The 24,012-nt window shown below is 43.4% G+C and carries 27 protein-coding genes; 15 read left to right on the forward strand and 12 right to left on the reverse strand.

Annotation, left to right across the window (positions count from 1 at the left end; all coding sequences use genetic code 11):
* Positions 1-83 precede the first annotated feature (83 nt).
* From BCU07_RS09240 to BCU07_RS09250, 3 genes are all read left to right on the forward strand, one after another.
* The gene (locus tag BCU07_RS09240) at positions 84-938 is read left to right on the forward strand and encodes a co-chaperone YbbN (protein WP_017061924.1); all 855 of its coding nucleotides are present in this window, start codon (positions 84-86) and stop codon (positions 936-938) included.
* A 197-nt stretch (positions 939-1,135) separates the two neighbouring features.
* Entirely contained in the window at positions 1,136-2,065 is a 930-nt protein-coding gene (locus tag BCU07_RS09245; protein ID WP_017063395.1) for an SPFH domain-containing protein, read from the forward strand.
* A 3-nt stretch (positions 2,066-2,068) separates the two neighbouring features.
* Positions 2,069-2,524 carry an NfeD family protein gene (locus tag BCU07_RS09250; RefSeq protein WP_102428746.1) on the forward strand — a complete coding sequence of 152 codons (456 nt, stop codon included), beginning with the start codon at positions 2,069-2,071 and terminating at the stop codon, positions 2,522-2,524.
* A 36-nt stretch (positions 2,525-2,560) separates the two neighbouring features.
* On the opposite strand, the gene cueR is transcribed toward BCU07_RS09250, so the two are convergent.
* On the reverse strand, positions 2,561-2,956 hold the full coding sequence (gene cueR, locus BCU07_RS09255) for a Cu(I)-responsive transcriptional regulator (RefSeq protein WP_102428747.1): 396 nt from the start codon (positions 2,954-2,956) through the stop codon (positions 2,561-2,563).
* Positions 2,957-3,308: 352 nt separating this feature from the next.
* On the opposite strand from cueR, the gene BCU07_RS09260 reads away from it, so the two are divergent.
* Complete coding sequence (locus BCU07_RS09260) at positions 3,309-3,485, forward strand: hypothetical protein (RefSeq protein WP_019821234.1); 177 nt, start codon at positions 3,309-3,311, stop codon at positions 3,483-3,485.
* A gap of 36 nt (positions 3,486-3,521) precedes the next feature.
* Here BCU07_RS09260 and BCU07_RS09265 read toward each other — a convergent pair whose 3' ends face one another.
* The 5 genes from BCU07_RS09265 to zipA form a co-directional block, all read right to left on the reverse strand.
* Positions 3,522-3,887: a DUF2799 domain-containing protein gene (locus tag BCU07_RS09265; RefSeq protein WP_102428748.1), complete on the reverse strand. Its 366-nt coding sequence runs from the start codon at positions 3,885-3,887 to the stop codon at positions 3,522-3,524.
* A 61-nt stretch (positions 3,888-3,948) separates the two neighbouring features.
* On the reverse strand, positions 3,949-5,337 hold the full coding sequence (locus BCU07_RS09270) for a hypothetical protein (RefSeq protein ID WP_059019931.1): 1,389 nt from the start codon (positions 5,335-5,337) through the stop codon (positions 3,949-3,951).
* On the reverse strand, positions 5,318-5,473 hold the full coding sequence (locus tag BCU07_RS09275; protein ID WP_004734257.1) for a hypothetical protein: 156 nt from the start codon (positions 5,471-5,473) through the stop codon (positions 5,318-5,320). Before BCU07_RS09275 ends, BCU07_RS09270 begins: the two co-directional genes overlap by 20 nt.
* A gap of 389 nt (positions 5,474-5,862) precedes the next feature.
* Positions 5,863-7,875 carry an NAD-dependent DNA ligase LigA gene (gene ligA / locus BCU07_RS09280; protein WP_102428749.1) on the reverse strand — a complete coding sequence of 671 codons (2,013 nt, stop codon included), beginning with the start codon at positions 7,873-7,875 and terminating at the stop codon, positions 5,863-5,865.
* 92 nt (positions 7,876-7,967) lie between these two features.
* Positions 7,968-9,011, reverse strand: coding sequence for a cell division protein ZipA (gene zipA, locus BCU07_RS09285; RefSeq protein WP_017061932.1), 1,044 nt, complete (start codon positions 9,009-9,011; stop codon positions 7,968-7,970).
* Between the two features lie 229 nt (positions 9,012-9,240).
* Here zipA and cysZ point away from each other — a divergent pair, with 229 nt between their 5' ends.
* The 5 genes from cysZ to crr all read left to right on the forward strand — a co-directional run bounded on the left by cysZ (position 9,241) and on the right by crr (position 14,242).
* Positions 9,241-9,999 carry a sulfate transporter CysZ gene (gene cysZ / locus BCU07_RS09290; protein ID WP_029235129.1) on the forward strand — a complete coding sequence of 253 codons (759 nt, stop codon included), beginning with the start codon at positions 9,241-9,243 and terminating at the stop codon, positions 9,997-9,999.
* A 237-nt stretch (positions 10,000-10,236) separates the two neighbouring features.
* Positions 10,237-11,205 carry a cysteine synthase A gene (gene cysK, locus BCU07_RS09295; protein ID WP_017061934.1) on the forward strand — a complete coding sequence of 323 codons (969 nt, stop codon included), beginning with the start codon at positions 10,237-10,239 and terminating at the stop codon, positions 11,203-11,205.
* 302 nt (positions 11,206-11,507) lie between these two features.
* The gene (locus tag BCU07_RS09300; protein WP_004734263.1) at positions 11,508-11,765 is read left to right on the forward strand and encodes an HPr family phosphocarrier protein; all 258 of its coding nucleotides are present in this window, start codon (positions 11,508-11,510) and stop codon (positions 11,763-11,765) included.
* 136 nt (positions 11,766-11,901) lie between these two features.
* Complete coding sequence (gene ptsI / locus BCU07_RS09305; RefSeq protein WP_017061935.1) at positions 11,902-13,626, forward strand: phosphoenolpyruvate-protein phosphotransferase PtsI; 1,725 nt, start codon at positions 11,902-11,904, stop codon at positions 13,624-13,626.
* Between the two features lie 106 nt (positions 13,627-13,732).
* Positions 13,733-14,242, forward strand: coding sequence for a PTS glucose transporter subunit IIA (crr, locus tag BCU07_RS09310; protein ID WP_004737851.1), 510 nt, complete (start codon positions 13,733-13,735; stop codon positions 14,240-14,242).
* Between the two features lie 485 nt (positions 14,243-14,727).
* Here crr and BCU07_RS09315 read toward each other — a convergent pair whose 3' ends face one another.
* The 4 genes from BCU07_RS09315 to BCU07_RS09330 form a co-directional block, all read right to left on the reverse strand.
* On the reverse strand, positions 14,728-15,861 hold the full coding sequence (locus BCU07_RS09315; RefSeq protein ID WP_120459702.1) for a flagellin: 1,134 nt from the start codon (positions 15,859-15,861) through the stop codon (positions 14,728-14,730).
* 297 nt (positions 15,862-16,158) lie between these two features.
* Positions 16,159-17,292: a flagellin gene (locus BCU07_RS09320; RefSeq protein ID WP_102428235.1), complete on the reverse strand. Its 1,134-nt coding sequence runs from the start codon at positions 17,290-17,292 to the stop codon at positions 16,159-16,161.
* Between the two features lie 121 nt (positions 17,293-17,413).
* Positions 17,414-18,337, reverse strand: coding sequence for a Dyp-type peroxidase (locus BCU07_RS09325; protein ID WP_017060695.1), 924 nt, complete (start codon positions 18,335-18,337; stop codon positions 17,414-17,416).
* Positions 18,338-18,402: 65 nt separating this feature from the next.
* Positions 18,403-18,864 (reverse strand): DUF2919 domain-containing protein, encoded by a 462-nt coding sequence (locus tag BCU07_RS09330; protein ID WP_017060696.1) that lies wholly within the window; start codon positions 18,862-18,864, stop codon positions 18,403-18,405.
* A 109-nt stretch (positions 18,865-18,973) separates the two neighbouring features.
* Here BCU07_RS09330 and BCU07_RS09335 point away from each other — a divergent pair, with 109 nt between their 5' ends.
* Positions 18,974-19,318: a DUF2956 domain-containing protein gene (locus BCU07_RS09335; protein ID WP_065585043.1), complete on the forward strand. Its 345-nt coding sequence runs from the start codon at positions 18,974-18,976 to the stop codon at positions 19,316-19,318.
* A 12-nt stretch (positions 19,319-19,330) separates the two neighbouring features.
* Positions 19,331-19,663, forward strand: a complete 333-nt coding sequence (locus BCU07_RS09340) for a DUF4156 domain-containing protein (protein WP_065585044.1) — start codon at positions 19,331-19,333, stop codon at positions 19,661-19,663.
* 91 nt (positions 19,664-19,754) lie between these two features.
* Here the strand turns inward: BCU07_RS09340 and BCU07_RS09345 are convergent, their stop codons facing one another.
* Entirely contained in the window at positions 19,755-20,042 is a 288-nt protein-coding gene (locus tag BCU07_RS09345; RefSeq protein ID WP_004734273.1) for a winged helix-turn-helix domain-containing protein, read from the reverse strand.
* A gap of 205 nt (positions 20,043-20,247) precedes the next feature.
* Between BCU07_RS09345 and BCU07_RS09350 the strand changes: the two genes are divergently transcribed.
* The 4 genes from BCU07_RS09350 to BCU07_RS09365 all read left to right on the forward strand — a co-directional run bounded on the left by BCU07_RS09350 (position 20,248) and on the right by BCU07_RS09365 (position 22,768).
* On the forward strand, positions 20,248-20,595 hold the full coding sequence (locus BCU07_RS09350; protein ID WP_017060699.1) for an ArsC family reductase: 348 nt from the start codon (positions 20,248-20,250) through the stop codon (positions 20,593-20,595).
* 98 nt (positions 20,596-20,693) lie between these two features.
* Positions 20,694-21,830, forward strand: coding sequence for a succinyl-diaminopimelate desuccinylase (dapE, locus tag BCU07_RS09355; protein ID WP_017060700.1), 1,137 nt, complete (start codon positions 20,694-20,696; stop codon positions 21,828-21,830).
* Positions 21,831-21,875: 45 nt separating this feature from the next.
* On the forward strand, positions 21,876-22,550 hold the full coding sequence (locus BCU07_RS09360; RefSeq protein WP_017063385.1) for a M15 family metallopeptidase: 675 nt from the start codon (positions 21,876-21,878) through the stop codon (positions 22,548-22,550).
* Between the two features lie 8 nt (positions 22,551-22,558).
* Complete coding sequence (locus BCU07_RS09365) at positions 22,559-22,768, forward strand: DUF2897 family protein (protein ID WP_019821638.1); 210 nt, start codon at positions 22,559-22,561, stop codon at positions 22,766-22,768.
* Positions 22,769-22,929: 161 nt separating this feature from the next.
* Here the strand turns inward: BCU07_RS09365 and bamC are convergent, their stop codons facing one another.
* A complete protein-coding gene (gene bamC, locus BCU07_RS09370; RefSeq protein WP_017060703.1) occupies positions 22,930-23,976 on the reverse strand; it encodes an outer membrane protein assembly factor BamC in 1,047 nt (348 codons plus the stop codon).
* Positions 23,977-24,012: the final 36 nt, after the last annotated feature.

Below are 24,012 nucleotides of genomic sequence, written 5' to 3' on the forward strand. Positions count from 1 at the left end.
GATAACCGAGTTAGATCTTGAAGTTACCGACTAATCCCCCCATATTTGCAACGTATCCACAAAACAAACCTCAAGGAACGTAAATGCAATCTCCGCATATTGTTGAACTTAATGAGCAGAACTTTCGTCAAGTATTAGAAGGTTCGATGCAGACCCCTGTACTCATCCATTTTTGGGCACCAATGAGCCAAGAGAGCGCCCAAGTCATTCCTGAACTGCAAACTTTAACTCAGCAATACAACGGTGCCTTCACCTTAGCCCTGCTCAATTGCGAACAAGAGCAAGCTATTGCTAGCCAGTTTGGTGTTCAAGCACTGCCCACTATTGCACTGTTTGTTAATGGTCAGCCAGTCGATGGGCTCGGTGGCCCTCAAAGCATAGAAGCTATTGTCGATATGCTCAGCAAACACCTTCCTAGCCAAGATGAACTTGCTTTGCGTCAGGCTCTTGAGCAAATGCAAGCTGGCGAGCACACACAGGCACTAGCAGCAATGCAGCAACTTCCAGCAGAGCTGACGAATAAAGGTGAAGTAAAACTGGCGATCGCAGAGTGTTTGTTAGAAACGCAACAATTTGACCTTGCTGAAACTCAGCTAGCAACTATCCCTCTTGAGTACCAAGACAACTACTACAAAGGCTTAGTTGCAAAGCTTGAACTTCATAAACAAGCAGCAGACAGCCCTGAAATACAAGCATTAGAAGCAGCTCTTCAGCAAAATCCGAGCGACGCTAAAACAGCATCTGAATTAGCATTGCAATATCACCAAGTGAACCGCAGTGAAGAAGCTATGGATCTATTATGGTCTTTCCTAGCCAAAGATCTTAATGCTCTCGATGGTGACATGAAGAAAGAGTTCATGGACATCTTGAGTGCGCTTGGACAAGGTAACCCAGTTGCCAGTAAGTACCGTCGACAACTGTACTCTCTGCTTTACTAGTTAAACCTAAAAAGCCGTAGATTAAACATCGAAAATTGACAATTCAATCAATTAGTTTATCGCATAATAGAATGTAAAATGGGCCATAAAATCAATATTTTATGGCCCATTTCTCGTTTATAAATTTGCTCAGAATTTAAATATGAGCCAGTATCAATACTGAACTATCAAAAACTCAAACTTGCAAAGGATTTTGTATGCCTATTGATACCTTGATTACTATCGGCGTCTTTACTGCCGTCGCACTGTTATTTATCTTCGCTGGCGTAAAAACCGTTCCACAAGGCAACAACTGGACCGTTGAACGCTTCGGGCGATACACACACACCCTTAAACCGGGTCTTAACTTAATCATTCCATTTATTGATAAAGTTGGACAGCGCATCAGCATGATGGAGCGTGTTCTCGACATCCCAGCACAAGAAGTCATCTCCAAAGATAATGCAAATGTGGTTATCGATGCGGTTTGTTTTGTTCAAGTTATCGACGCGCCTAAGGCAGCTTATGAAGTGAATGACCTTGAACATGCGATCCGTAACTTAACCCTCACCAATATCCGTACTGTGCTTGGCTCGATGGAACTGGATGAGATGCTGAGTCAGCGTGACATGATCAATACCAAGCTACTGAACATCGTTGATGAAGCGACAAACCCTTGGGGCGTAAAAGTCACCCGTATCGAAATTAAAGACGTACAGCCACCAGCAGACCTTACTGCTGCGATGAATGCCCAGATGAAAGCCGAGCGTAATAAACGTGCTGATATCTTAGAAGCAGAAGGTGTACGACAAGCTGAGATCTTGAAAGCAGAAGGCCACAAGCAATCAGAGATCCTGAAAGCAGAAGGTGAGAAGCAAGCGGCAATATTGCAAGCAGAAGCCCGTGAGCGTGCCGCAGAAGCAGAAGCTAAAGCGACAGAAATGGTATCAACGGCAATTGCTCAAGGTGACATGCAAGCGGTCAATTACTTCATTGCACAAGGTTACACCGACGCATTGAAATCTATAGGCCAAGCTGAAAACGGCAAGATCATCATGCTACCACTCGAAGCAACTGGCCTTATGGGTTCTGTAGCGGGTATCGCGGAGATGTTTGCACATAAGAATGACAAAGGTAGTAAGGACTAACTTATGGTCGAATTACTAGAACAAGTAAACCACTGGCATTGGTTAGCGTTTGGTCTAGCATTGTTAGCGCTTGAGCTAATTGGAACCGCTGGTTACTTTTTATGGATAGGCATATCTGCCATGCTGGTCGGTGCCCTATTAGGAGCATTACCAATTGGTTGGCAGATGCAATGGCTGTCCTTTGCTAGCTTCTCTCTTATTACCACTTGGTTGTGGTGGAGAAGACAACTGTCTAATGACAAGCAGTCAGATGCAGGGCGAGAGTTAAACCAAAGAGAGAAACAACTGGTAGGTCAAACAACTCGAATCGATACTGACATTAAAAAAGGCAAGTGTCGTATCCGTCTAGGTGATACTACGTGGTCAGCTGTTAGTGCTCACAACTTAAAAGCAGGCACAGAGGTGATCGTCACTGCTGTAGATGGCATAGTATTAACGATTACTCCAACTAAAGAGTAATTCAAGCATTCCTTATCTGAGCCATAAGTAGCCCACTTATGGCTTTTTCTCTACAAGCGAATCAATGATCGGGCAATGGCTATTTGAGTCACCTGGACATTGTTCAATCCACTCTTTCAATGTCTTCTGAATTGCCAAAAGATCTTCAATTTTTTTGTTTACTTCTTCCAGTTTACTAAGCGCTTTCGCTTTAACGTCGGCACTTTCACGACAAGGATTGTCAGCTAATTCAACAAGCGCACGGCACTCATCGAGTGAAAAACCCGCGCTTCTCGCTTTCGCAACTATACCAAGTTCTTTGATCTGCTTCTTGTCGTAGCTTCTATAGCCATTTTCCGAGCGTAAAGGGGCTGTAATAACCCCCTTGTCTTCATAAAGACGAATAGACTTCGTTGATAAGTTAGTAAGTTTAGCGGCTTCACTTATGTTCATGATATTACTCTAATAAGCTGATGTATCTTCGGCATTAATTACCTTTGAGGCGCTAGCAAATAGTACACCTAGAACACCTGAATGCATAATAAATATAATTTAAGAAAATAAAGTCTGCCACTTATAACTGTTTTACCTTCAATAAGGTAAATAACTTGCATTTATAGACACTTATCACAACCAGAAATCAATAAGTTACTGATTGATATATTTAAATTAGCTATTGTTATTTTTCATTGAAAATTTTTATATAACTTTGACCTTTCATCAACCATATACATAATTGAGTATTAAGCATGACATTTGAATGCTGTTTATTTTATTTTTTTGGTAAGTATGAAGGATGGAAAATATGAAACTTGTAACTTTAGCACTAGCTTCAGTGTTTATTTTTTCAGCTCCAGTCTCTATTGCACAAAACAACGCAGGAAAAGTATTTGGTGCAGGTGTCCAGTGCACATTCAGTGACGGAGCGATTAAGCAACTGCCCCGTGAATTGTGCAAAGCGTATGGTGGTAAACATCAATAATGACAATAGGTAGGTTTAAGTTAATCGTTTCTAAGCCTACCTAAACTTATAGAAATCAGCACCAATAAATGCGTCCCAGCCTCTTTGCCACTCTGCTTTGATCATCACCTCCTGAGGCATATCGGCACATTGATCTGTATACCTTGTTCCTTTGATGCCTTTTTCAAATGCTTTGTAGGGATCACAGAACTCTAATTTTCCTTTTTCATAACCGGCAAGATAAGCAGGCTCATCAAACTCCACCTTTTCTTTAATATCAGCCAATGAGTCATTATCGATCACGTAGCCACGGGATCCAAAGCGCTCACCTTGACCATACCAAAATTCAGACGCTGTTTTCGGTGAAGAAGTGCATGCAGCTAAGCTAAAAGCCATTAATATAATGGGAATAATACTTTTCATAAATATCTCCTAAAAGCAAAAAAGCTGAGCAAATGCCCAGCTTTTCTATTTCGTATCTAACTTACTTAACTCCGAAAGGAATTGTTAATGCTAGTTTGAAATCGGTCTCATCATTGAATCCGTTAGAGTAAACAGCCCAATCATTTGCGTTAGTGTCATTGTAGTAGTTAGTGTAGTAGAAGCTGATATTGGCATCTTTCAGTGCACCAGCTTGAATCGCGTAGTTCGCGAAGAAACTGTATGCATACTCTACTAGTTCATCGTAACCATCAGCTTTAGCACCCGCGCCATAAGCACCACTTACACCTGCACTAAAACCAGTACCACCAATATCAGAGAAGTCACGAGATGATGATAGGAAGAACGCATATTCGCCATCGTGGTTAAAGTCAGAACGGTTGTTCCACCAAATATCATAAGCGCCATTAGAGCCACCATAAGCCTCTGTTAAGCGGTATGACATATTACCAACATTGCCACGAGTATCTTCAGAATCAGCAACTGTGTATGTTGCTTCTGCACGGAAGCTGTATTGACCCATAGACATAGATGTCAATAACGCAGTTTGGAATGCTGTGCTATCAAATTGATTGTCATCATCTACTACGTATAATTGAGGAGACCAGTATAGGCCACCATCGGTTGTACCTTTAACTTTAACATGGAAGTTCTTACGGTCACCATCTGTCAGAGCACCGTAACCAACGTCAAAAGAAATACCGTTATCTAACGCATAGCGAGCACCTAATGAGTATACTTCACCAGCATCATTGCCAGCACCATCTTGGAATTCGTAAGTTTCTTTGAACCAAGGAGCTTTGTAATTATCGGCCACAACAAGACCAAGAGAAAGATCACCAAAACTAGCTCCAACTTCACCACCGCGGTATGTACCAGGAGCGAATGACCAGTTGACACCTAATGAGCTTGGTACAGAAGGTTGGAAATAACCGAGCTGAGCATTGACATTCTCGCCAAACTTAAACTTCATGGCTGCTTTTGCAAAGGAAACACCATTATCAGTGTTATCACCACGACCATCTTCCCAACAGTCTGTAGAATAGACTGAGTCACATTGGAAGAAGTTCATCTCGTGACCACCACCCCATTTTCCAGCTTCTTGCCACATATCAAATGTGCTGTATACAACAGCGTCAACACCAACGACGTCCGCTACATAACCAGAATGGAAACCCAAATTCGCAAAAATTGAGCCGTGGTCTAAGTTAGCAGTTTTTGCTGTGTCATTACCGTTTGCATCTTTACCAGCTCGGTCACGAGCACGCATGAAAAAGTTTAGGTTACCGCTAATTGTCGACTCAGCAAAGAACTCTGACGCCTGACTTGCATACTCCGGACCGATTGGGTCTTCAGCCATAGCTGGAGCAGCAGACAGCGCACCTACCATTGCTGCTGTAATCGCAGATACTTTAAAAAATTTGTTTTCCATGGAATAAAACTCCTAAAAATGGATATAGCTGTTTGAATATTCCCCGCCTAAAGTTGGCCGCCGTAGAGAGAAATACCTTTTCTTGTTTGAGAACCCTAAACTCTGAATTCTCTATTTCCTTTCTGGTTATACACATCATGTGCATCCATGGCATTAAGACTAACTTCGCCCTCAAAAAGATCAATGAGAACTTAATTTTCATCTAAAAAAATATGAGTTGGTGCAAATTTAATAGGTACTTAGTGATCCAGATCGATAAATAGAAAAATCCTCACCAAAACAAAATCAATACCAATAAATTCAACAACTTGAGGTAATTATCACTTTGTAAAAATAGATATGACTCGCATTTTTGATACAACTACAATGGTATTTCATTAATGTTGAGCAGCGTCACTGTCCTGATTTTAGAGTTCGTATAGGAACAAAATTCTCAACAATTAAAAAGCCCTCATTTTTATATCAGAAACCAAAAAGGCACTCCCTTGAAAGGAGTGCCTTTGAGCTTTTTTTATCTGTATTTACTTACGAAATAAGGGCTATTAGATCTTCTTCTGTTCTTATTTCGATACCTAAATCTTGTGCTTTAGTTAATTTAGAACCCGCAGCTTCACCGGCAAACAAGATGTCCGTTTTCTTCGATACGCTACCCGTCACTTTCGCACCTAATGCTTGTAACGCAGCTTTAGCTTCACTTCGACCTAATTGCGACAATGAGCCTGTTAACACAACGACTTTACCTTCTAATGGTAGCTCTTGGTCATCGGCAGCTTCTTTGATGATTGGCCAATTCACACCTAGCTCTATCAGCTGTTCGACGACCGCTCTGTTTTTCTCTTGTGAGAAGAAGCTGGTGATATGGCTAGCAACGATGTCACCAATATCTGACACTTCAACTAATTGTTCATGAGTAGCTGCTTGAACCAGTTCCAACGTCTTAAAGTGTTGCGCTAAGTTCATCGCTGTCGCCTCACCGACTTCACGAATACCGAGTGAATAGAGGAAACGCGCTAACGTCGTGTCTTTAGCTTTATTCAACGCACTCACGACGTTCTGTGCCGATTTAGGCCCCATTCGGTCAAGAACAGTAATCACGCCAGCACTTAGCTTAAATAAATCAGCAGGTGTTTCGACCATTTCACGGTCCACAAGCTGCTCAATAACTTTCACGCCCAGTCCATCAACGTCTAGCGCCTTTCTAGAAACAAAGTGTTTAAGTGCTTCTTTACGCTGCGCCTGACAGACTAAACCGCCAGTACAACGCGCTACAGCTTCACCTTCTACACGCTCAACCGCAGAACTACATACTGGGCAAGCATCAGGGAAAACAATGTCTCTAGCCGTTTCAGGGCGACGATCTAGTACAACAGCCACTATTTGTGGAATAACGTCACCTGCACGGCGAATAATAACGCTGTCGCCTACCTTCACGCCTAAACGCGCAATCTCATCGGCATTGTGTAAAGTGGCATTGCTGACCGTCACGCCACCAACGAAGATAGGTTCAAGTTTAGCAACCGGCGTAATAGCGCCAGTACGGCCCACCTGAAATTCAACGTCATTGAGCAGTGTAATCTCTTCTTGAGCTGGGAACTTATAAGCAATTGCCCAACGTGGCGCTCGTGCAACAAAGCCAAGTACTTCTTGAGCCGCGATATCGTCGACTTTGATAACAACGCCATCAATCTCGTAAGCCAGAGCATCACGACAAGTCATAATATCTTGGTAATAGGCTTTCACGTCTTCGAGAGAGCTCAGTTGCTTAGTCTCGGGGCACATAGGTAAGCCCCAACCTTTAAGCTGTAAAAAGCGTTGGTAGTGACTATTTGATAGCTCAGCGCCTTGTACAACACCGACACTGTATGCGTAGAAAGCTAGCGGACGTTTCGCAGTAATACGAGAATCAAGCTGACGCAGGCTACCTGCGGCGGCATTACGTGGGTTAACAAATACTTTCTCGCCTTTCTTCAACGCCATCTCATTCAACTTATCGAAACCCGCTTTTGGCATAAACACTTCGCCACGAACTTCAATACGCTGCGGCAAGCCTTCACCTTGTAACTTAAGTGGGATAGAGCTGATCGTACGCACGTTTTCAGTGATGTTTTCACCCGTCGCACCGTCACCACGTGTCGCAGCCTGAACTAAAATACCATTCACATAGAGTAGGCTAACTGCAAGGCCATCAAGCTTAGGTTCACAACAGAAAGTCTTGAGGTTAGCGGTTGGCGCTCTATCAGACATTCGCTTATTGAACGCATCCAAATCTTCATCAGAGAAAGCATTGTCCAGAGAAAGCATTGGGATCTCATGAGTCACTTGAGTGAAACCATCGAGAGGCTGACCACCAACACGTTGGCTCGGAGAATCTACCGTCACTAGTTCCGGGTTCTCTTCTTCGATCTTTAGCAATTGCTGCATTAATCGATCGTACTCGACATCAGGGATCTCAGGGCTATCTTCTACGTAATAACGAACGGCGTGATAATGCAGAGTTTCTCTTAACTGCTCTAAGGTAACTTGAATCGATTCTTTCATATCATTCTCTATCGTGATTGAAATATCAAAAAGGGCTCCCTTAGGAGCCCTTTTCTATAAATATAGATTATTTACAAGGCTAAACAATACGGCTAGGCATTCGATGCCGTCATAAAGTCTCTGATTTGCTTGCGGTAGTCAGATAAACGGTTTGGTGTCATTAAGTTGCGTGACTCATCCAACACGTTTCCGCCCATATCGTCAGCAATTTTCTGCGCCGCACTCAGCATCACATTGAAGTTTTGATCAGCTTGACCATAACAAGGCAACGTCATAAAGAACGAAATACCTTTAGTCGTGAAGTCAGCAGGATCATCATGTTCTAGCGTTCCTGGCTGCATCATGTTTGCAACGCTGAAAATAACCTTTGGTGCATCTGTAGATTGTGCAAAGCAGTGGTAAATAGACATCTCACCATAAGTTAAACCGTTGTTCTCCATGCTGCGGAAAAGTTCAGTCCCAACGAATGGGATCTCTCCAGCACAGTGAACATTAAGAACGATCACTTCTAAACCAAGTTCTTCATCTGGTTTTGCTTCTTCAACAGTCGCACTTTGCGGAGTCACGACTTCTTTCGCAACAACGGGCTCTCTTTGAGTAAGCGTTTCGTTTGGAACGACTGGCTCATCAACTGTTTCAGAAGGCTCTTCAAACGAACCGTACTGCACTTTAAAGCCGGCATGGTTTTCTTTTTGCTCGTCAGTCAACTCAAAGCTTGGAACTTCAGGCTCAACGTCCTTCTCTTCCTCAATCACTTCAGGTTCACTTTCAACCTTAATTGGGTCTTCTACGCTGAAAGAAGGAAGATCATTTAATTCGATATCATCTTCGTAAGCTTCTTTCGCTTGTGGCGCTGTTAGCGGATCTGAGTCGATCAGCGGATCAGTATCAGAGGGTGAAACAGCAAAATCCGGCTCTTTACGTTCTTTTCGGATTATCTCAAAATCATCTTCTGGGGCGAATGAACGGTTTGGAATAGTTTCTGCTTCATCTAAGCTGTCGTTATCAAGCTTACCGAGCGGCTTATCTCCAAACTTTGCTTTCCCTTCTTTTTTACTCGTCCATAGACCATGGAACAATAATGCGGCGATAGCTAATGCGCCAACAATAATGAGTACAAATCGCAATTCCTGCATTTTTCGCTCTCAGCTTTCTTAGTCAACTAGCTATAAACACGCTGTCACTAAGTTGGGTTAATTTGGCTAATCTCACTACTCTATCAAAAGTAGCCACTGTTTTAGAACAACTTAATACAATTAGTTCCTTACATGGTGTGATTTTCACCACGCTTTTTTTCTTAATTTCGGTCGAGTACACTAGACATGTTTGCTATTTAACCAAATTCACATGTGACCTAATTTAAATATGACTATTGAATCTGTTCCCCGCTCCGGCTTTGGCTATTTTATTTTCGGAATAAAAATCGCTTTATCACCGAGCATTCGTAAGTTTGTACTAATGCCACTTATCGCGAACGTGTTACTCGTTGGTGGTGCCTTGTTTTATATCTTCTCCAACCTAAACACTTGGATTGAAGGTTGGATTGGTGCATTGCCAAGTTTCTTGTCGTGGTTGTCATACATTTTATGGCCATTACTTGTGTTAACCGTCTTGGCCACATTCTCGTATTTCTTTAGCACGCTCGCTAACTTCATTGCCGCACCGTTCAACGGTTTACTCGCGGAAAAAGTTGAAGAGTTGTTGAGCGGTAAAAAAGTTAATGACGATGGTTTACTTGATGTCCTCAAAGATACCCCACGTATATTAGCGAGAGAATGGCGCAAGCTTGTCTACATTCTGCCAAAAGCGATCGGTTTATTCCTACTTTTGTTAATTCCAGCACTAGGGCAAACCGTTGCTCCGTTTTTATGGTTCATTTTCACAGCATGGATGTTAGCGATTCAATACGCCGACTACCCGTTCGATAACCATAAAATCAAATTTGATGACATGAGAAACAATTTGAAACAAAAACAAGGCAAGAGCTACAGCTTTGGCGCGCTTGTTTCTGTGTTCACCACAATTCCAATTCTAAACCTGATCGTAATGCCCGTTGCCGTTTGCGGCGCGACGGCAATGTGGGTTGCTGAGTTTAAAGACCAAGCTCTGCGTTCTCGTCTATAATTCTCGTCTATTACCCCGCCTATACTTCCTAGTTTCGCCTATCTTTTTGAAGTTCTGATTTCAATAAAGATAGGCGTGAATTCTGCTACATATCTATATGATATAACTTTTTAATCCTTTTACCTTTTTTTCAACTTGTTTAATCTAAATTCAAGCTGAATAAACATCGTAAGACACTAGACGGTAAAGTGATTGATATACTACGTTTAGTTCTGTCATTAAATGAAGGAATATCGCATGAGCAAGATCTACGAAGACAACACCCTAACGATTGGTAACACACCTCTAGTCCGCCTTAACAAAGTAAGCAAAGGTAACGTCCTAGCTAAGATCGAAGCTCGTAACCCAAGCTTCAGTGTTAAATGTCGTATCGGTTCAAACATGATCTGGGAAGCAGAAAAAGCGGGTACGCTTAAGCCAGGTATCGAGCTTGTTGAACCTACCAGTGGTAACACAGGTGTTGCACTTGCATTCGTAGCAGCAGCACGCGGTTACAAACTAACGCTAACTATGCCTGAATCAATGAGCCTAGAACGTCGTAAGCTGCTTAAAGCGCTTGGCGCAAACCTAGTGCTGACTGAAGCACCAAAAGGTATGAACGGTGCGATTGCTAAAGCAGAAGAGATTGTTGCTTCAGACCCAGACAAGTACCTACTACTTCAACAGTTCAACAACCCAGCCAACCCACAAATTCACGAGCAAACGACTGGTCCTGAAATTTGGGAAGCAACAGACGGCGAAATCGACGTGTTTGTAGCGGGTGTTGGTACGGGCGGTACTATCACAGGTACAAGTCGTTACATTAAAGGTGAAAAAGGCAAAGCGATCACTTCAGTAGCGGTTGAACCAGCAGAGTCTCCAGTGATTGCACAGGCACTTGCAGGTGAAGAAATCAAACCAGCTCCACACAAAATTCAAGGTATCGGTGCAGGTTTCATCCCTGGAAACCTAGATTTAGAGATTATTGACCGTGTTGAATCGGTAACTTCTGAAGAAGCGATCGAGATGGCTCAACGCCTAATGAAAGAAGAAGGTATTCTTGCTGGTATCTCATCTGGCGCGGCAGTAGTAGCAGCGAACAGAATCGCCGAACTACCTGAATTTGCAGGAAAAACTATCGTTACTGTACTACCAAGCTCTGGTGAGCGTTACCTAAGCACAGCCCTATTTGCTGGCATCTTTACGGAAAAAGAGAACCAACAATAATATGTGGTCAAATCAATTTTTCGTCCAAAAAAGCCCCGTTTAGGGGCTTTTTTGTTGATCCCTGCCCCACCTTTGGTAATATCAGGTCTGTTTTATTTTTCGCTTCAAAATAAAAGAAGCAATAAACAAATTCTGAAAGTCATGAGTACTCAGCAAAAGACGACCATGGCTGGATAAAAATTTATAACCAGTCTAAGTTCTAACACGAACATGGCGTACTAGCCTCTAGCGCATTTGGGCTAAAGCAGTTAAGCTAATCTGGTTACAAACTTACAAAAAATAAATTAATTGGGGTATATAAAATGTACGAGAAGCAAGTAGAAATCACAGCAGAAAACGGTCTTCACACTCGTCCAGCTGCACAGTTCGTTAAAGAAGCAAAATCTTTCGACGCTGACATCACAGTGACTTCTAACGGCAAAAGCGCTAGCGCGAAAAGCCTGTTCAAACTACAAACTTTAGGCCTAGTAAAAGGTACTAACGTTACTATTTCAGCTGAAGGTCCTCAAGCTCAGCAAGCAGTAGACCACCTAGTTGCTCTTATGGATCAACTACACTAATACGGTCTCCTTCTTTCAAAGCCATTTTGCATAGCAAAGTGGCTTTGTTCGAAATAGATAGGAATAAGCGCGACATTAGTCGACGACTTAAAGTCACACACTCTCCCGTTTACAGTTGAACAACTAAGGTAAGGCTATGATTTCAGGCATCCTAGCATCTCCTGGTATTGCTTTCGGTAAAGCACTACTACTTCAAGAAGATGAAATTGTCCTAAACACTCAATCTATCTCTGACGACCAAGTTGAAGCAGAAGTACAGCGTTTCTTTGACGCTCGTAACAAATCTTCTCAACAACTTGAAGTTGTTAAGCAAAAAGCACTTGAAACTTTTGGCGAAGAAAAAGAAGCAATCTTTGAAGGCCACATCATGCTGCTTGAAGATGAAGAGCTAGAAGAAGAGATTTTAGCACTCATCAAGAAAGACAAGATGCACGCAGACAACGCGATCCACACTGTGATCGAAGAGCAAGCTGTTGCACTAGAGTCTCTTGATGATGAGTACCTAAAAGAACGTGCAACTGATATCCGTGATATCGGTACTCGTTTCGTTAAAAATGCTCTAGGCATTAACATTGTATCTCTAGCAGATATCAATGAAGAAGTTATCCTAGTAGCTTACGACCTAACGCCATCTGAAACTGCACAAATCAACCTAGACTACGTTCTTGGTTTCGCTTGTGACATCGGCGGTCGTACATCTCATACTTCAATCATGGCACGTTCTCTTGAACTTCCAGCTATCGTTGGTACTAACGATATCACTAAGCAAGTTAAGAACGGCGACATGCTTGTGCTAGACGCGATGAACAACAAGATCATCATCAACCCTTCAGATGCTGAATTAGCAGAAGCTAAGAAAATCAAAGAAGATTTCGAAGCAGAAGCAGTTGAACTAGCAAAACTAAAAGATTTACATGCTGAAACTCTAGACGGTCACCGTGTAGAAGTTTGTGGCAACATCGGTACAGTAAAAGACTGTGACGGTATCCTGCGTAACGGCGGTGAAGGCGTTGGTCTGTACCGTACTGAATTCCTATTTATGGACCGTGACGCGCTTCCTACTGAAGAAGAGCAATACGTTGCTTACAAAGAAGTAGCAGAAGCAATGGAAGGCGAGTCAGTGATTATCCGTACTATGGATATCGGTGGCGACAAAGACCTACCATACATGGACCTTCCACAAGAGATGAACCCGTTCCTAGGCTGGCGTGCAGTACGTATCAGCTTGGATCGTCGTGAAATCCTACGTGACCAACTACGTGGCATCCTACGTGCATCTGCACACGGTAAACTACGTATCATGTTCCCAATGATCATTTCTGTTGAAGAGATCCGTGAACTGAAAAAAGCAATCGAAGAGTACAAAGTTGAACTTCGCGCTGAAGGCCTAGCTTTCGATGAAGAAATCGAAATCGGCGTAATGGTTGAGACTCCAGCAGCTGCTGCAATCGCACACCACCTAGCGAAAGAAGTATCTTTCTTCTCTATCGGTACTAACGACCTAACGCAATACACTCTTGCGGTAGACCGTGGTAACGAAATGATTTCTCACCTATACAACCCACTATCTCCTGCTGTTCTTACAGTAATCAAGCAAGTGATCGACGCATCACACGCTGAAGGTAAGTGGACTGGTATGTGTGGTGAGCTTGCTGGTGATGAGCGTGCAACGCTACTTCTTCTTGGTATGGGTCTAGATGAGTTCTCTATGAGCGGTATCTCTATCCCTAAAGTTAAGAAAGTAATCCGTAACTCTAACTTCGCTGAAGTTAAAGCTATGGCTGACGAAGCACTATCTCTACCAACAGCTGCTGAAATTGAAGCTTGCGTAGAAAAGTTCATCGCTGAGAAAACTCAGTAATCGCCAATCGCTTAATAACGTTAGACGGCTAAAAATAGTCGTCTAATTTGTTAGATTGGTATAGTATATTCTACAGAATAAAACTAAACGTTAGGAGCATGACACAATGGGTCTGTTTGACAAACTGAAAAAGCTTGTATCTGATGACAGCGCTGATGCTGGTGCAATCGAAATCATCGCACCTCTTTCTGGTGAAATCGTAAACATCGAAGATGTGCCAGATGTAGTTTTCGCTGAAAAAATCGTTGGTGACGGCATCGCGATCAAACCAGCTGGCGACAAAATGGTAGCTCCAGTTAACGGTACTATCGGTAAGATCTTCGAAACTAACCACGCATTCTCTATCGAGTCTGACGACGGTGTTGAGCTTTTCGTTCACTTCGGTATCGATACTGTTGAACTTAAAGGCGAAGGCTTCACTCGTGTAGCTGAAGAAGGTCAATCTGTTAAAGCTGGTGACACTATCATCACTTTCGACCTAGCGCTTCTAGAAGAGAAAGCAAAATCTACGCTTACTCCAGTTGTTATCTCTAACATGGACGAAATCAAAGAGCTGAACAAGCTTTCTGGTTCTGTAACTGTTGGCGAAACTCCAGTTCTTAAAGTAACTAAGTAATCTCGATTACTTATCTGCTTTAATTAAAACGCTACCTAAGGGTGGCGTTTTTTGTGCCTGCTATATAGTTCTAATGCCAGATTACCAGCCGCTTTGGCCTTATACCTAACAACTACAAATCCCCTTCTTCTTTGGGCCTCTCACGAACAGAGATCCCTGACATCTCGCTCGGTTCGATTCTGGGATGACGATTAAACACTATGGTTTAAGCCTGAGTGATTGTTACTCAAACCGACCTCTTCTATACAGTTAGCTATAGAGTCACCAATACCCAACTCCCGTCATTCCCTACAGTGAGGCACGAACGTGATAGGGAATCTCGCTTTCCAATCAACTACCAACACCACAACTCCCCTCTCTTCTCCAAATTTCAGGCAATAAAAAACCCAGCCGAAGCTGGGTCTGTTTAGCGCTCATCTCTCACCACGAGCTAATTTGTGGAAGCCTAACGTCAACACTATCGGTCAACGTGGCTTTTCAATCGATTAACCTAGTAGGCTAAGTGCCGAGTTCGGTGCTTGCTTCGCTTGAGCAAGAATCGAGCTTGAAGCTTGAGAAAGGATCTGAGACTTAGTCATCTGAGTCGTTTCTTTCGCGAAATCGGTATCTTTAATACGGCTCTTAGATGCGTTAACGTTCTCGTTAATGTTGTCTAAGTTGCTGATAGCGTGGTCGAAACGGTTTTGGAAAGCACCCAATTCAGCACGGTGGCTGTCTACATACTTAAGTGCCGCATCGATAATAGCTACAGACTCTTGTGCGCCGCCAACTGATGTTACGTCGATAGTATCAACCGTTACGTCTTTGCCAGGTTGCATGCCTAGTTCGCCAGCCAGGCTGCCAGAGAATGCCACTTCGCCTTCAACCTTGTTGTTACCAGTAAACATTTGTAGCTTGCCGTCTTCAGTTACAGATGCTTTAACAGAATCTTGTTGACCGTTGATGTACGTTGCTAGCTCTTCAATGTCGTCACCCGCTTTTGCGCTGATGTCGATTTCTTGTGCTTGACCGAAGTTATCAGTGAACGACATTTTTAGGTCGTTAGAGCCTGATTGAACGTTCCAATCTTTATCTTTCGCGTTCTCAGTTTGGTAGCTCTTACCACCCATCTGAGCGTTATCAGAGCGCATGTCTTTCAGTTGAAGCATTACCGCTTCACCGTTGTCCGCACCGATTTGGAATGACTGAGTTCCGTAAGTGCCATTAATGAGTTTGTTACCACCGAAAGATGTGGTTTCTGCGATACGGTTAAGTTCATTGTTAAGCGCAGTTACTTCTTCTTGAATCGCTACACGCTCAGATTTTGAGTTTGAGCCGTTTGAAGACTGTAGAGACAAATCACGCATACGTTGCAGGATGTTAGTCGTCTCATTCATTGCACCTTCAGCTGTTTGTGCAATTGAGATACCGTCGTTCGCGTTACGTACAGCAACATCAAGACCACGACTTTGAACGTTCAAACGGTTCGAGATTTGTAGACCCGCAGCGTCATCTTTTGCGCTGTTGATTTTTGAGCCAGAAGCTAGACGCTCCATTGATGTTTGTTGTGCGCTGTTTGCGTTGTTTAGGTAACGTTGCGCTGTCATCGCTGAAACGTTTGTATTTACATTCACTGCCATGGTGACTTCTCCAATTGATTTTCCGGTATAGCGGTTTCCGACGTCTCGGAAAACCAAGTAGTTATCTCTAAGTTACTTTTAATAACGGCGTGATTGGCGAAACCTTTAGGAAAAAAACAACAAATTTAAAGAAATAGCGGTAAAACAGAAGAAAGCGTGACTGGTCGTAAAATTATCGAAAAAAGATGAGAAAATCGCTAAAGTTGCCGGGAAGTCAGTCGAGTGAGAAATTGTATTTTTATTCGCCAAAAAGCACCGGCCAAGCTGAAATGCTTTTATAAGATTGTAGGTAATTCATTAACCTAATAACGTTAAAGCTAGATTCGGCGCTTGCTTGGCTTGAGCGAGTATCGTTGTGCTCACTTGCTGCAGTATTTGTTGCTTGAGCATTTGAGTGGTTTCTTTGGCGTAGTCGGTATCTTTGATTCGACTGTTTGATGTCGCCAAATTCTCATGAACATTTTCAAGATTGTTAATGGCATGATCAAAGCGGTTTTGCATTGCCCCTAATTCAGAGCGATGGCTATCGACATACTTCATCGCCGTATCCAAAATAGAGACGGCGCGCTGAGCACCACCCACATCCGTTACATTGATGTCATTAACTGACTCGTAATAGCCCGCTGACATCGAAAGCTCACTGGCTAATGAACCTGAAAAAGAGATGGTACCCACGGTATCTTCACCTGACATATAAATCTGAAGTTGTCCGTCATCATTAACAGAAGCCGATAAGAGATCCGTTTGACCATTGATATAAGTCGCTAGCTCTTCAATGTCATCGCCCGCCTTGGCATTAATGTTGATCTCTTGAGGCTGACCAAAACGATCGGTAAACGCCATCGTCATATCTGTCTGGTTGGATTTAACTTCCCACGAGTCATTTGCCATGCCATTGGCAACATAGCTAAAGCCGCCCATGTTGATATCATCGGTGCGCATGTTTTTCAAACCTATCTGCACCGCCTCACCAGAGCTGCCACCGATTTGAAATGACGAGCTACCAAAGCTGCCGTTAAGGAGCTTTTTCCCACCAAATGAAGTGGTTTCCGCAATTCGGTTTAACTCATCATTTAAGGCGGTGACTTCTTCTTGAATAGCGATTCGTTCCGATGAACTATTCGAGCCGTTACTCGCTTGTAGGGATAAGTCTCGCATGCGCTGCATGATATTAGTGGTTTCATTCATAGCTCCTTCTGCAGTCTGCATAATGGAGATACCGTCGTTAGCATTTCGAACAGCAACATCAATGCCACTCATCTGTGCTTCTAATCGATTTGAGATCTGTAAGCCAGCCGCATCGTCTTTTGCACTATTAATACGGCTCCCTGAAGCTAAGCGCGCCAAAGATTGGTTCAGCATGTTGTTAGCATTAGAGAGGTTTCTCTGGGCCACCAGCGCTGAGACATTTGTATTAACAGTTATAGCCATAGACCTTCGCTTACAAAAAGATGAATAAAACTCACGATTGCTCTTATATCGACCAGTTCATATAAAGCTTTAATAAAAAAGGAGCCCTGAGGCTCCCTTTCTTTGCTGCAGATGAGGTGATTTACTTAATCGTTAATACACTCAACATGTCAGTTGAAGGTGCAAAGTAGTAAGCGCCAGTCACTGCTTTGGTAAAGCGAAGCAGTTGGTCTGTTTTGCCATCTGTTGTGCCGTACATGCTCTCTAACATCGCATCGAAGTTATGACGAACGTTACAGTAAGCAATGAACAATAAGCCGTGGTCGCCCGTAGCAGTACCGTAAGGTAGACTGTGGCGAACAATCTTAAGCCCCTTGCCTTCTTCTTTGATATCCACACGGCCAACGTGAGACGCCGCAGGAACATCATCTAACTCAATTGAATCAGGTTTAGTTCGGCCAATCACTTTCTCTTGTGCCGATACATTCAAACGATTCCAAGCTGGCAGGTTATGCACAAAACGCTGCACCATTACATAACTACCACCAGCGAATTCACCCTCAGGCACAATAGCGACTTCAGCACGTTGTGCGTCTTTCGGGTTTTCAGTGCCATCAACAAAGTCTGTCATGTCACGAGAGTCTAGGAAGCGATAACCATAAGTTTCATCAACCACTTCAACATCAGCTGCTACTTCAGATAGCAATTTACGCAAGATAAAGAAGTGCAGATCATGTCGGTTTGAATGACAGTGAATCAGAACGTCAGACAGTGTGCTCGGTGCTGTGATATCACCTTCACCCAGCACAGGGAAGTCGATCAAATCAGCGGGCGCTGCTTGCTCGAACCTATCCCAAAAAGCTTTTGAGAACGCAACCGATGCCGTTAAGTTCGCATCAGGCTGAGTTTGGTTTAGTTCGTCGATTAGAGTCGGAAGCTTTTGAATTTCTGCTAGTACATTAGCAGTATTAGCGTTCACTTTAAGTTGAACGTAAAGCGCGAAAGGCCCAGCTTCAGGCAAAATAGCACTTTGAACGTTAGGCTGCTCATTTGAAACATTAAGCATAGATTATTCCTTCCAGTTTTAGCTTCTAAGTATAATTGTGAATGGGACAAATGTTTTGATGAGAATCAGTCTTCGAGCTCAACCACTTTAAAGCAATCCCTTGCAGCATGGCTATTGGTTAGATAAAGCGCTAACCACAGCAGCAACAATAGGGTGATGCCATTTGACCAACGGAACCATCCGTTATCCAAATAGATTAAATAAATCGTATGGGAGCCCTGTGCCAAGATAGCCATCATGGTAACCCAACGTCCCCATGACACGACTTTGTTAAGGCGCTTTCTATCTGGCGATCTTAGCCCAAATAACCACATCAGCAGCAAACTAGGCACACTCAACGCGATCCCGACATAAAACATCTGATGGTCTGGGTAGATTATCTCAAGAATATCGGTTCCCGATTCTCGGCTTGCGCCTGCAACAATGAAAACGACCAAGGCTTTCGCAAGAAACAACCAACCTAGCCAGAGCAAGATTGGAGCTTTCAAAAAGCCGTGCTTGTCGTATTGTTCTATGGAGTACCGCACAAATCTCACTTTCACTTATTTTCAAACCAACACTTTAACGCAAATCATTCATACTTAACTAGCTTTGCGTTATCTTAGTAGCCAATCCGTTTTAATTGTCGAACTCAGTATGAAAAACAAAACTAATACGCCCTCTGTTGAATCTCAACAGGAAGCACTGAAGATAGCCAAAGCGACTCAAAAGCCAGCTCAAACCAAAGAACAAACTAAACTGATTGCTCAGGGTATCGAGAAAGGCATCGCACTGTACAAGAAACAGCAAAAAGAACGCAGCCGCCAAGCCGATAAAGCGAAGAAGCGCGTACAGAAAGAAAAACAGACTCAACAAGCGAATCAACACCAAGAAGACACGATCGAAACAAGTGTTGAAACACCATCAAATCACGCCACTAAACTGCCGTGGTTACTACTGTTCGCAAGCTGGGTAGGCTTCGCGATTTATTTGATGAAATAACAGGATAAGCGTATGAAAAAGGAATTAATCGCTTTGGCTATGAGTAGCGTGTTACTCGGTTGCACGACACCGACATCAACGCCTCATAGCGAAGCTGCCAACGTGCAAATGGATTACCATGGCGTGATTAATATCGATAAATGTCAGTATAAAGGGGAAGTCACAGGCAGCGAAGGCCATTGGTACAACTACCTGTTTTACCCAAATGACACATTGATTCAAGGCGCCATGAATCAACTCAAGTCGAATACGATTGAGCTAGGCGCAGATACCGTGATATTCACACTTCCCCAAGATTTTTCCACATCCGTGACTATGCTGGGAACTGCCTATCTGTGTAAGTAAATAGAAACGTAATGGGGTAGCTCACAACTCATATTAGCGAGATGCTCCCTACTATTTCTATTCTAAAAAAAGAAAGCCAGCTTTCGCTGGCTTATGCACTAAATCCAAGGCTTGTTGCTATATCGCCTTTACGCTGGATAACCCATTGACTGTCAAATGGCCCCCAGTCGGATAACTGGTAATAGCCATCATTATGACGTCGCCCATCTTGAACAAACATAAGTTCGATACCGATCCCCGGTAACGCCTTGAGTACATCTTGAATAGTACGACGAGGCCACCCCGTTTTTTCGATGAGTTTAGGCACATTTGGCCTATCAAGGCTTTCCACTAACAATGCTAAATATAGCCGCCTTGCAAAAACAGGACTCAACTCCATTGACACCTCCTATATATGTGCAGCTCAATTATTTCTTTTTTCGCTGACAACATGTTGAGGCTGATCAATAAGTCTCCAATAGTGACATTTTCTTACGCTTTTTTTTCACTCTATGAAATATTCATCACTCTATTTTGTCTGAGTTGCTGCTTCCTGATAGGATTCAACCCATAACAATGAAATAAAATCACTCAAAGGAAGAATAATGACTATCACCATGTTTGGTATCCCAAATTGCGACACCATTAAAAAAGCAAAGAAATGGCTCGAAGCTGAAGGTATCGAGTTCGAATTTCACGATTATCGCAAACAAGGCATCACAGAAGAGCTAGTAACAAGCTTCTGCTCTGAGCTAGGTTGGGAGCTTGTGCTAAACAAACGTGGTACGACTTATCGCCAACTTTCTCAAGAACAGAAAGACACCCTAACAGAAGAAAAAGCGGTGACTTTGCTAGTTGAACAACCTGCCATGATCAAGCGCCCAATCTTAAAAGTTGAAGGTAAGCTTCACATCGGATTTAAAGCCGACCAATACGCGGCTATTTTTGCTTAGATCGTTGTATTTACATAGACAGACAACTGGACGTTGATCATTGAATCAGCTTCTAAAAATTAATGACTAGACGTTTTATTTAAACAAGGAATTCAAGGATGACAGATAGCCCAACTTTGGCTCTGGCAAAAGACCTAATCAGCCGTCAATCGGTAACACCAGAAGATGCAGGCTGCCAAGACCTGATGATTGAACGCTTAAAAGCACTCGGTTTTGAAATCGAAGTGATGGTATTTGAAGATACGACCAACTTCTGGGCTCGTCGTGGTACTGAAGCGCCTCTGTTTGCTTTTGCTGGTCACACTGATGTGGTACCTGCAGGCCCAATCGAACAGTGGAACACTAAGCCATTCGAACCGACTATCGTAGACGGTTTCCTACATGGCCGTGGCGCTGCTGATATGAAAGGCTCTCTGGCTTCAATGATTGTTGCCGTCGAGCAGTTCATTGCCAAACACCCAGACCACACAGGCTCAATTGGTTTCCTGATCACTTCAGATGAGGAAGGTCCTTTCATCAACGGTACTGTACGTGTTGTTGAAGCATTAATGGCGCGCGGTGAAAACATCGATATGTGTATCGTTGGTGAACCATCGAGCACTGAGTTCGTGGGTGATGTCGTGAAGAACGGCCGTCGTGGCTCTATCACTGGCGACCTAACGATTAAAGGCACACAAGGTCATGTTGCCTACCCTCACCTAGCAAACAACCCAGTACACAGCTCTCTGCTTGCTATTAATGAGCTAGCAACAACTGAGTGGGATAAAGGTAATGATTACTTCCCGCCAACCAGTTTCCAAATTCCAAATGTGAGTGCGGGTACTGGTGCTTCAAACGTGATCCCTGGTGAGTTTAATGTTCAGTTTAACCTACGCTTTAGTACAGAGTTAAGCAACGACATCATCGTTGAGCGCATCACAACGACACTCGACAAGTATGATTTCGAATACGACCTAAGATGGACATTCAATGGCGACCCGTTCTTAACAGACGCAGGTTCACTGCTTGATGCTATTGTTGATGCAGTGGGTCACGTCAATGATGTGAAACCAGCACTGCTAACGACTGGCGGTACATCTGATGGTCGCTTTATTGCACGTATGGGCGGACAAGTGGTTGAACTAGGCCCTGTGAATGCAACGATTCACAAGGTTAACGAATGCGTGAAGGTAGCCGATTTAGAAAAGCTAACTGACATGTACGAAAGAACATTAGTGAACCTATTCGCTAAATAGTCTTTCATCAGCGATTCATAGCATCCAATTATTGAGAGACTCGTTATGACACCAGAGCAGCTTACCGGACAATCAGATTCTCATCTAGAGCCTAGCCTGATCGGCACCAAGACCTTCTTGGTCCACAGTGAGGTTAAGAATGACCTGAATAATTTGATTGAAGCTGCTCAGCTCGCTGGTTTTAAAATGGAGATTGCCAGTGGCTTTCGCGACTATGAAAGGCAATCTCTGATTTGGAACCGTAAGTTTTCTGGCGAAGCTCCGATATTAGATTCAGAAAGCCAACCTCTTGATGCTTCAAAACTGACCGAACAACAAAAGCTATCGGCTATCCTGAGATGGTCTGCGCTTCCCGGCGCGAGTCGTCATCATTGGGGTTGTGACTTCGATGTCTTTGCTCGTAACCACTTACCTGAAGGCATACATCTGCAATTAGAACCATGGGAATACCTTACTGGCCACCAGCAATCGTTTTACCAATGGCTATCAGTTCATGCTGCACAATTTGGTTTCTTCTTTCCTTACAGCCAAGATTTGGGTGGTGTGGCGATCGAACCATGGCATATCAGCCATCGCAAAGTATCGGAGTCGTGTTTATCACAGTTATCTCCGACTTTACTTGGCAAGCAACTCCAATCTAAGCCAGTATTAGGGTATGAGATTATTATGGAGCAGCTAGACGAGATCTATGCACGCTTCGTAGCGAATATCAGTCATTAGGAGCGCTTATGTTGGAGTGGCTTACAAACCCTTGGGTTATCATCATCATCGTAGTTAGCGTTGTTGTGGGTAACATCGCAGCGCTCAAACAGACAGCCAATATGGATCTGACGGGGCGTGGTAAAACTGAGCGAGATTTAGATAAGCTCAATCGCTTGGATAAACTTAACCAAGAGAAAGCTGAAAAAGAAGAATCCAAAGACAATAAAGACGCATAGCCTTTTGCTTTGGCTAATCAGCTTGATTGACCAATTTTGATTGACCAATGTAGCCTGATGACAACGAATACAATAAAAAAGAGGACACAGTGTGTCCTCTTTTTTATTTGCTTTTGCTAATCACAAGGCTGATTTAACTCAGCTTGTGACGGCTTGAATGACTACTCAGCTTTCGCTTCTTTGTCATCTTTGGTTTGGTCAGCAATATGCGCTAATACCGGAACCATAGACTTAAGCAGCTCTTCTTCTACTGGCTTACCTGATGCATCCGTTACGTTGATTGACGTACGGTTGCCAAGGTCACCAAATAGGAAGTTGTAAGTGCCTGGCGCTAAGTCGATAGGCTGTAGGCCAATTTCTTCCCAGAACTCATCATCTGGTGCTGCGTACTTCGCCTTCACCGTACCCTGAGATTGATTGCGTTCTTCAAGCTCAAAGCCCATTTCAGGCAACAAGTTAGGCAGACGCTGCCAGAATACATTGTATGGCGTACGAGCAATAATCACAGGGAAACCACTACGGTCAGCACCCATTGAAATTGGAATACGCTTCACCAACTCTTGCGCTTTCAGCGCCGCTTCAGCACGAAGGTTTTCATCGTACTTAGCCATAACTAGGTTGGTCAGGAACGCGTTGTAACGCTCTTTATTGGTTGCCGTTACTGTTTTCTCTTCAGTACCTTCACGCCAATCAATCAGATTAATCTTGAAGCCATGACGGTTGTTTGCTTGGAAGCGAGAGATAGAGTAACGACTACCAATCTCTACGTCTTCATCTTCAGAAACCCAAGTTACCCAATCGGTCTCAATCTCATTCTCTGATTGCTCACGAATACCAATACCACGTTGAGCCAGCATATCTACAGCCGTTTGCCACACGCGGTCTGCCTCTTCTGCGCGAAGAAGCCATAGTGTCACTTCACCGTTTTGACGCTCAGCACGAGCACCCGGGATCAGTTCAAGAACCTGTTGCGGTGGACGAATATCCACTTCACGACCAGTACCACCACTGAATTCACCGCTTGGGATGTCAAAATTTGGGTAGAACTGAGGCTGAGCATCTACAGGCAATTGCCATTGTGAAAACTCAGGTGTTTCTAAGTATTCGAAATCATCTTTGGCTTGGCGACGTTGAGTCGGGTTGCCAGAACATGCTGTAAGAACGAAAACAGCCAGTGACCCAATCACTAGCTGGTGAGAATACTTCATTTATACTCCTAAATGCCGAAGGTTCGCTTCGGCATC

Source organism: Vibrio sp. 10N.261.54.E10 (genome assembly GCF_002877735.2).
In the GTDB taxonomy this organism is placed as follows: Bacteria; Pseudomonadota; Gammaproteobacteria; order Enterobacterales; family Vibrionaceae; genus Vibrio; species Vibrio crassostreae_C.

Coding starts and splice junctions, on each gene's coding strand:
- zipA (WP_017061932.1), bottom strand. CDS start 9,011: ATGCAGGAATTGCGATTTGTACTCATTATTGTTGGCGCATTAGCTATC.
- BCU07_RS09265 (WP_102428748.1), bottom strand. CDS start 3,887: ATGAAAAGTATTATTCCCATTATATTAATGGCTTTTAGCTTAGCTGCA.
- BCU07_RS09315 (WP_120459702.1), bottom strand. CDS start 15,861: ATGGCAGTGAATGTAAATACAAACGTTTCAGCGATGACAGCGCAACGT.
- ptsI (WP_017061935.1), top strand. CDS start 11,902: ATGATTTCAGGCATCCTAGCATCTCCTGGTATTGCTTTCGGTAAAGCA.
- BCU07_RS09260 (WP_019821234.1), top strand. CDS start 3,309: ATGAAACTTGTAACTTTAGCACTAGCTTCAGTGTTTATTTTTTCAGCT.
- BCU07_RS09300 (WP_004734263.1), top strand. CDS start 11,508: ATGTACGAGAAGCAAGTAGAAATCACAGCAGAAAACGGTCTTCACACT.
- BCU07_RS09275 (WP_004734257.1), bottom strand. CDS start 5,473: ATGTGTATAACCAGAAAGGAAATAGAGAATTCAGAGTTTAGGGTTCTC.
- BCU07_RS09340 (WP_065585044.1), top strand. CDS start 19,331: ATGAAAAAGGAATTAATCGCTTTGGCTATGAGTAGCGTGTTACTCGGT.
- cueR (WP_102428747.1), bottom strand. CDS start 2,956: ATGAACATAAGTGAAGCCGCTAAACTTACTAACTTATCAACGAAGTCT.
- BCU07_RS09350 (WP_017060699.1), top strand. CDS start 20,248: ATGACTATCACCATGTTTGGTATCCCAAATTGCGACACCATTAAAAAA.
- BCU07_RS09245 (WP_017063395.1), top strand. CDS start 1,136: ATGCCTATTGATACCTTGATTACTATCGGCGTCTTTACTGCCGTCGCA.
- BCU07_RS09335 (WP_065585043.1), top strand. CDS start 18,974: ATGAAAAACAAAACTAATACGCCCTCTGTTGAATCTCAACAGGAAGCA.
- ligA (WP_102428749.1), bottom strand. CDS start 7,875: ATGAAAGAATCGATTCAAGTTACCTTAGAGCAGTTAAGAGAAACTCTG.
- crr (WP_004737851.1), top strand. CDS start 13,733: ATGGGTCTGTTTGACAAACTGAAAAAGCTTGTATCTGATGACAGCGCT.
- BCU07_RS09345 (WP_004734273.1), bottom strand. CDS start 20,042: ATGGAGTTGAGTCCTGTTTTTGCAAGGCGGCTATATTTAGCATTGTTA.
- BCU07_RS09365 (WP_019821638.1), top strand. CDS start 22,559: ATGTTGGAGTGGCTTACAAACCCTTGGGTTATCATCATCATCGTAGTT.
- dapE (WP_017060700.1), top strand. CDS start 20,694: ATGACAGATAGCCCAACTTTGGCTCTGGCAAAAGACCTAATCAGCCGT.
- BCU07_RS09320 (WP_102428235.1), bottom strand. CDS start 17,292: ATGGCTATAACTGTTAATACAAATGTCTCAGCGCTGGTGGCCCAGAGA.
- BCU07_RS09240 (WP_017061924.1), top strand. CDS start 84: ATGCAATCTCCGCATATTGTTGAACTTAATGAGCAGAACTTTCGTCAA.
- cysK (WP_017061934.1), top strand. CDS start 10,237: ATGAGCAAGATCTACGAAGACAACACCCTAACGATTGGTAACACACCT.
- bamC (WP_017060703.1), bottom strand. CDS start 23,976: ATGAAGTATTCTCACCAGCTAGTGATTGGGTCACTGGCTGTTTTCGTT.
- BCU07_RS09250 (WP_102428746.1), top strand. CDS start 2,069: ATGGTCGAATTACTAGAACAAGTAAACCACTGGCATTGGTTAGCGTTT.
- cysZ (WP_029235129.1), top strand. CDS start 9,241: ATGACTATTGAATCTGTTCCCCGCTCCGGCTTTGGCTATTTTATTTTC.
- BCU07_RS09360 (WP_017063385.1), top strand. CDS start 21,876: ATGACACCAGAGCAGCTTACCGGACAATCAGATTCTCATCTAGAGCCT.
- BCU07_RS09325 (WP_017060695.1), bottom strand. CDS start 18,337: ATGCTTAATGTTTCAAATGAGCAGCCTAACGTTCAAAGTGCTATTTTG.
- BCU07_RS09270 (WP_059019931.1), bottom strand. CDS start 5,337: ATGGAAAACAAATTTTTTAAAGTATCTGCGATTACAGCAGCAATGGTA.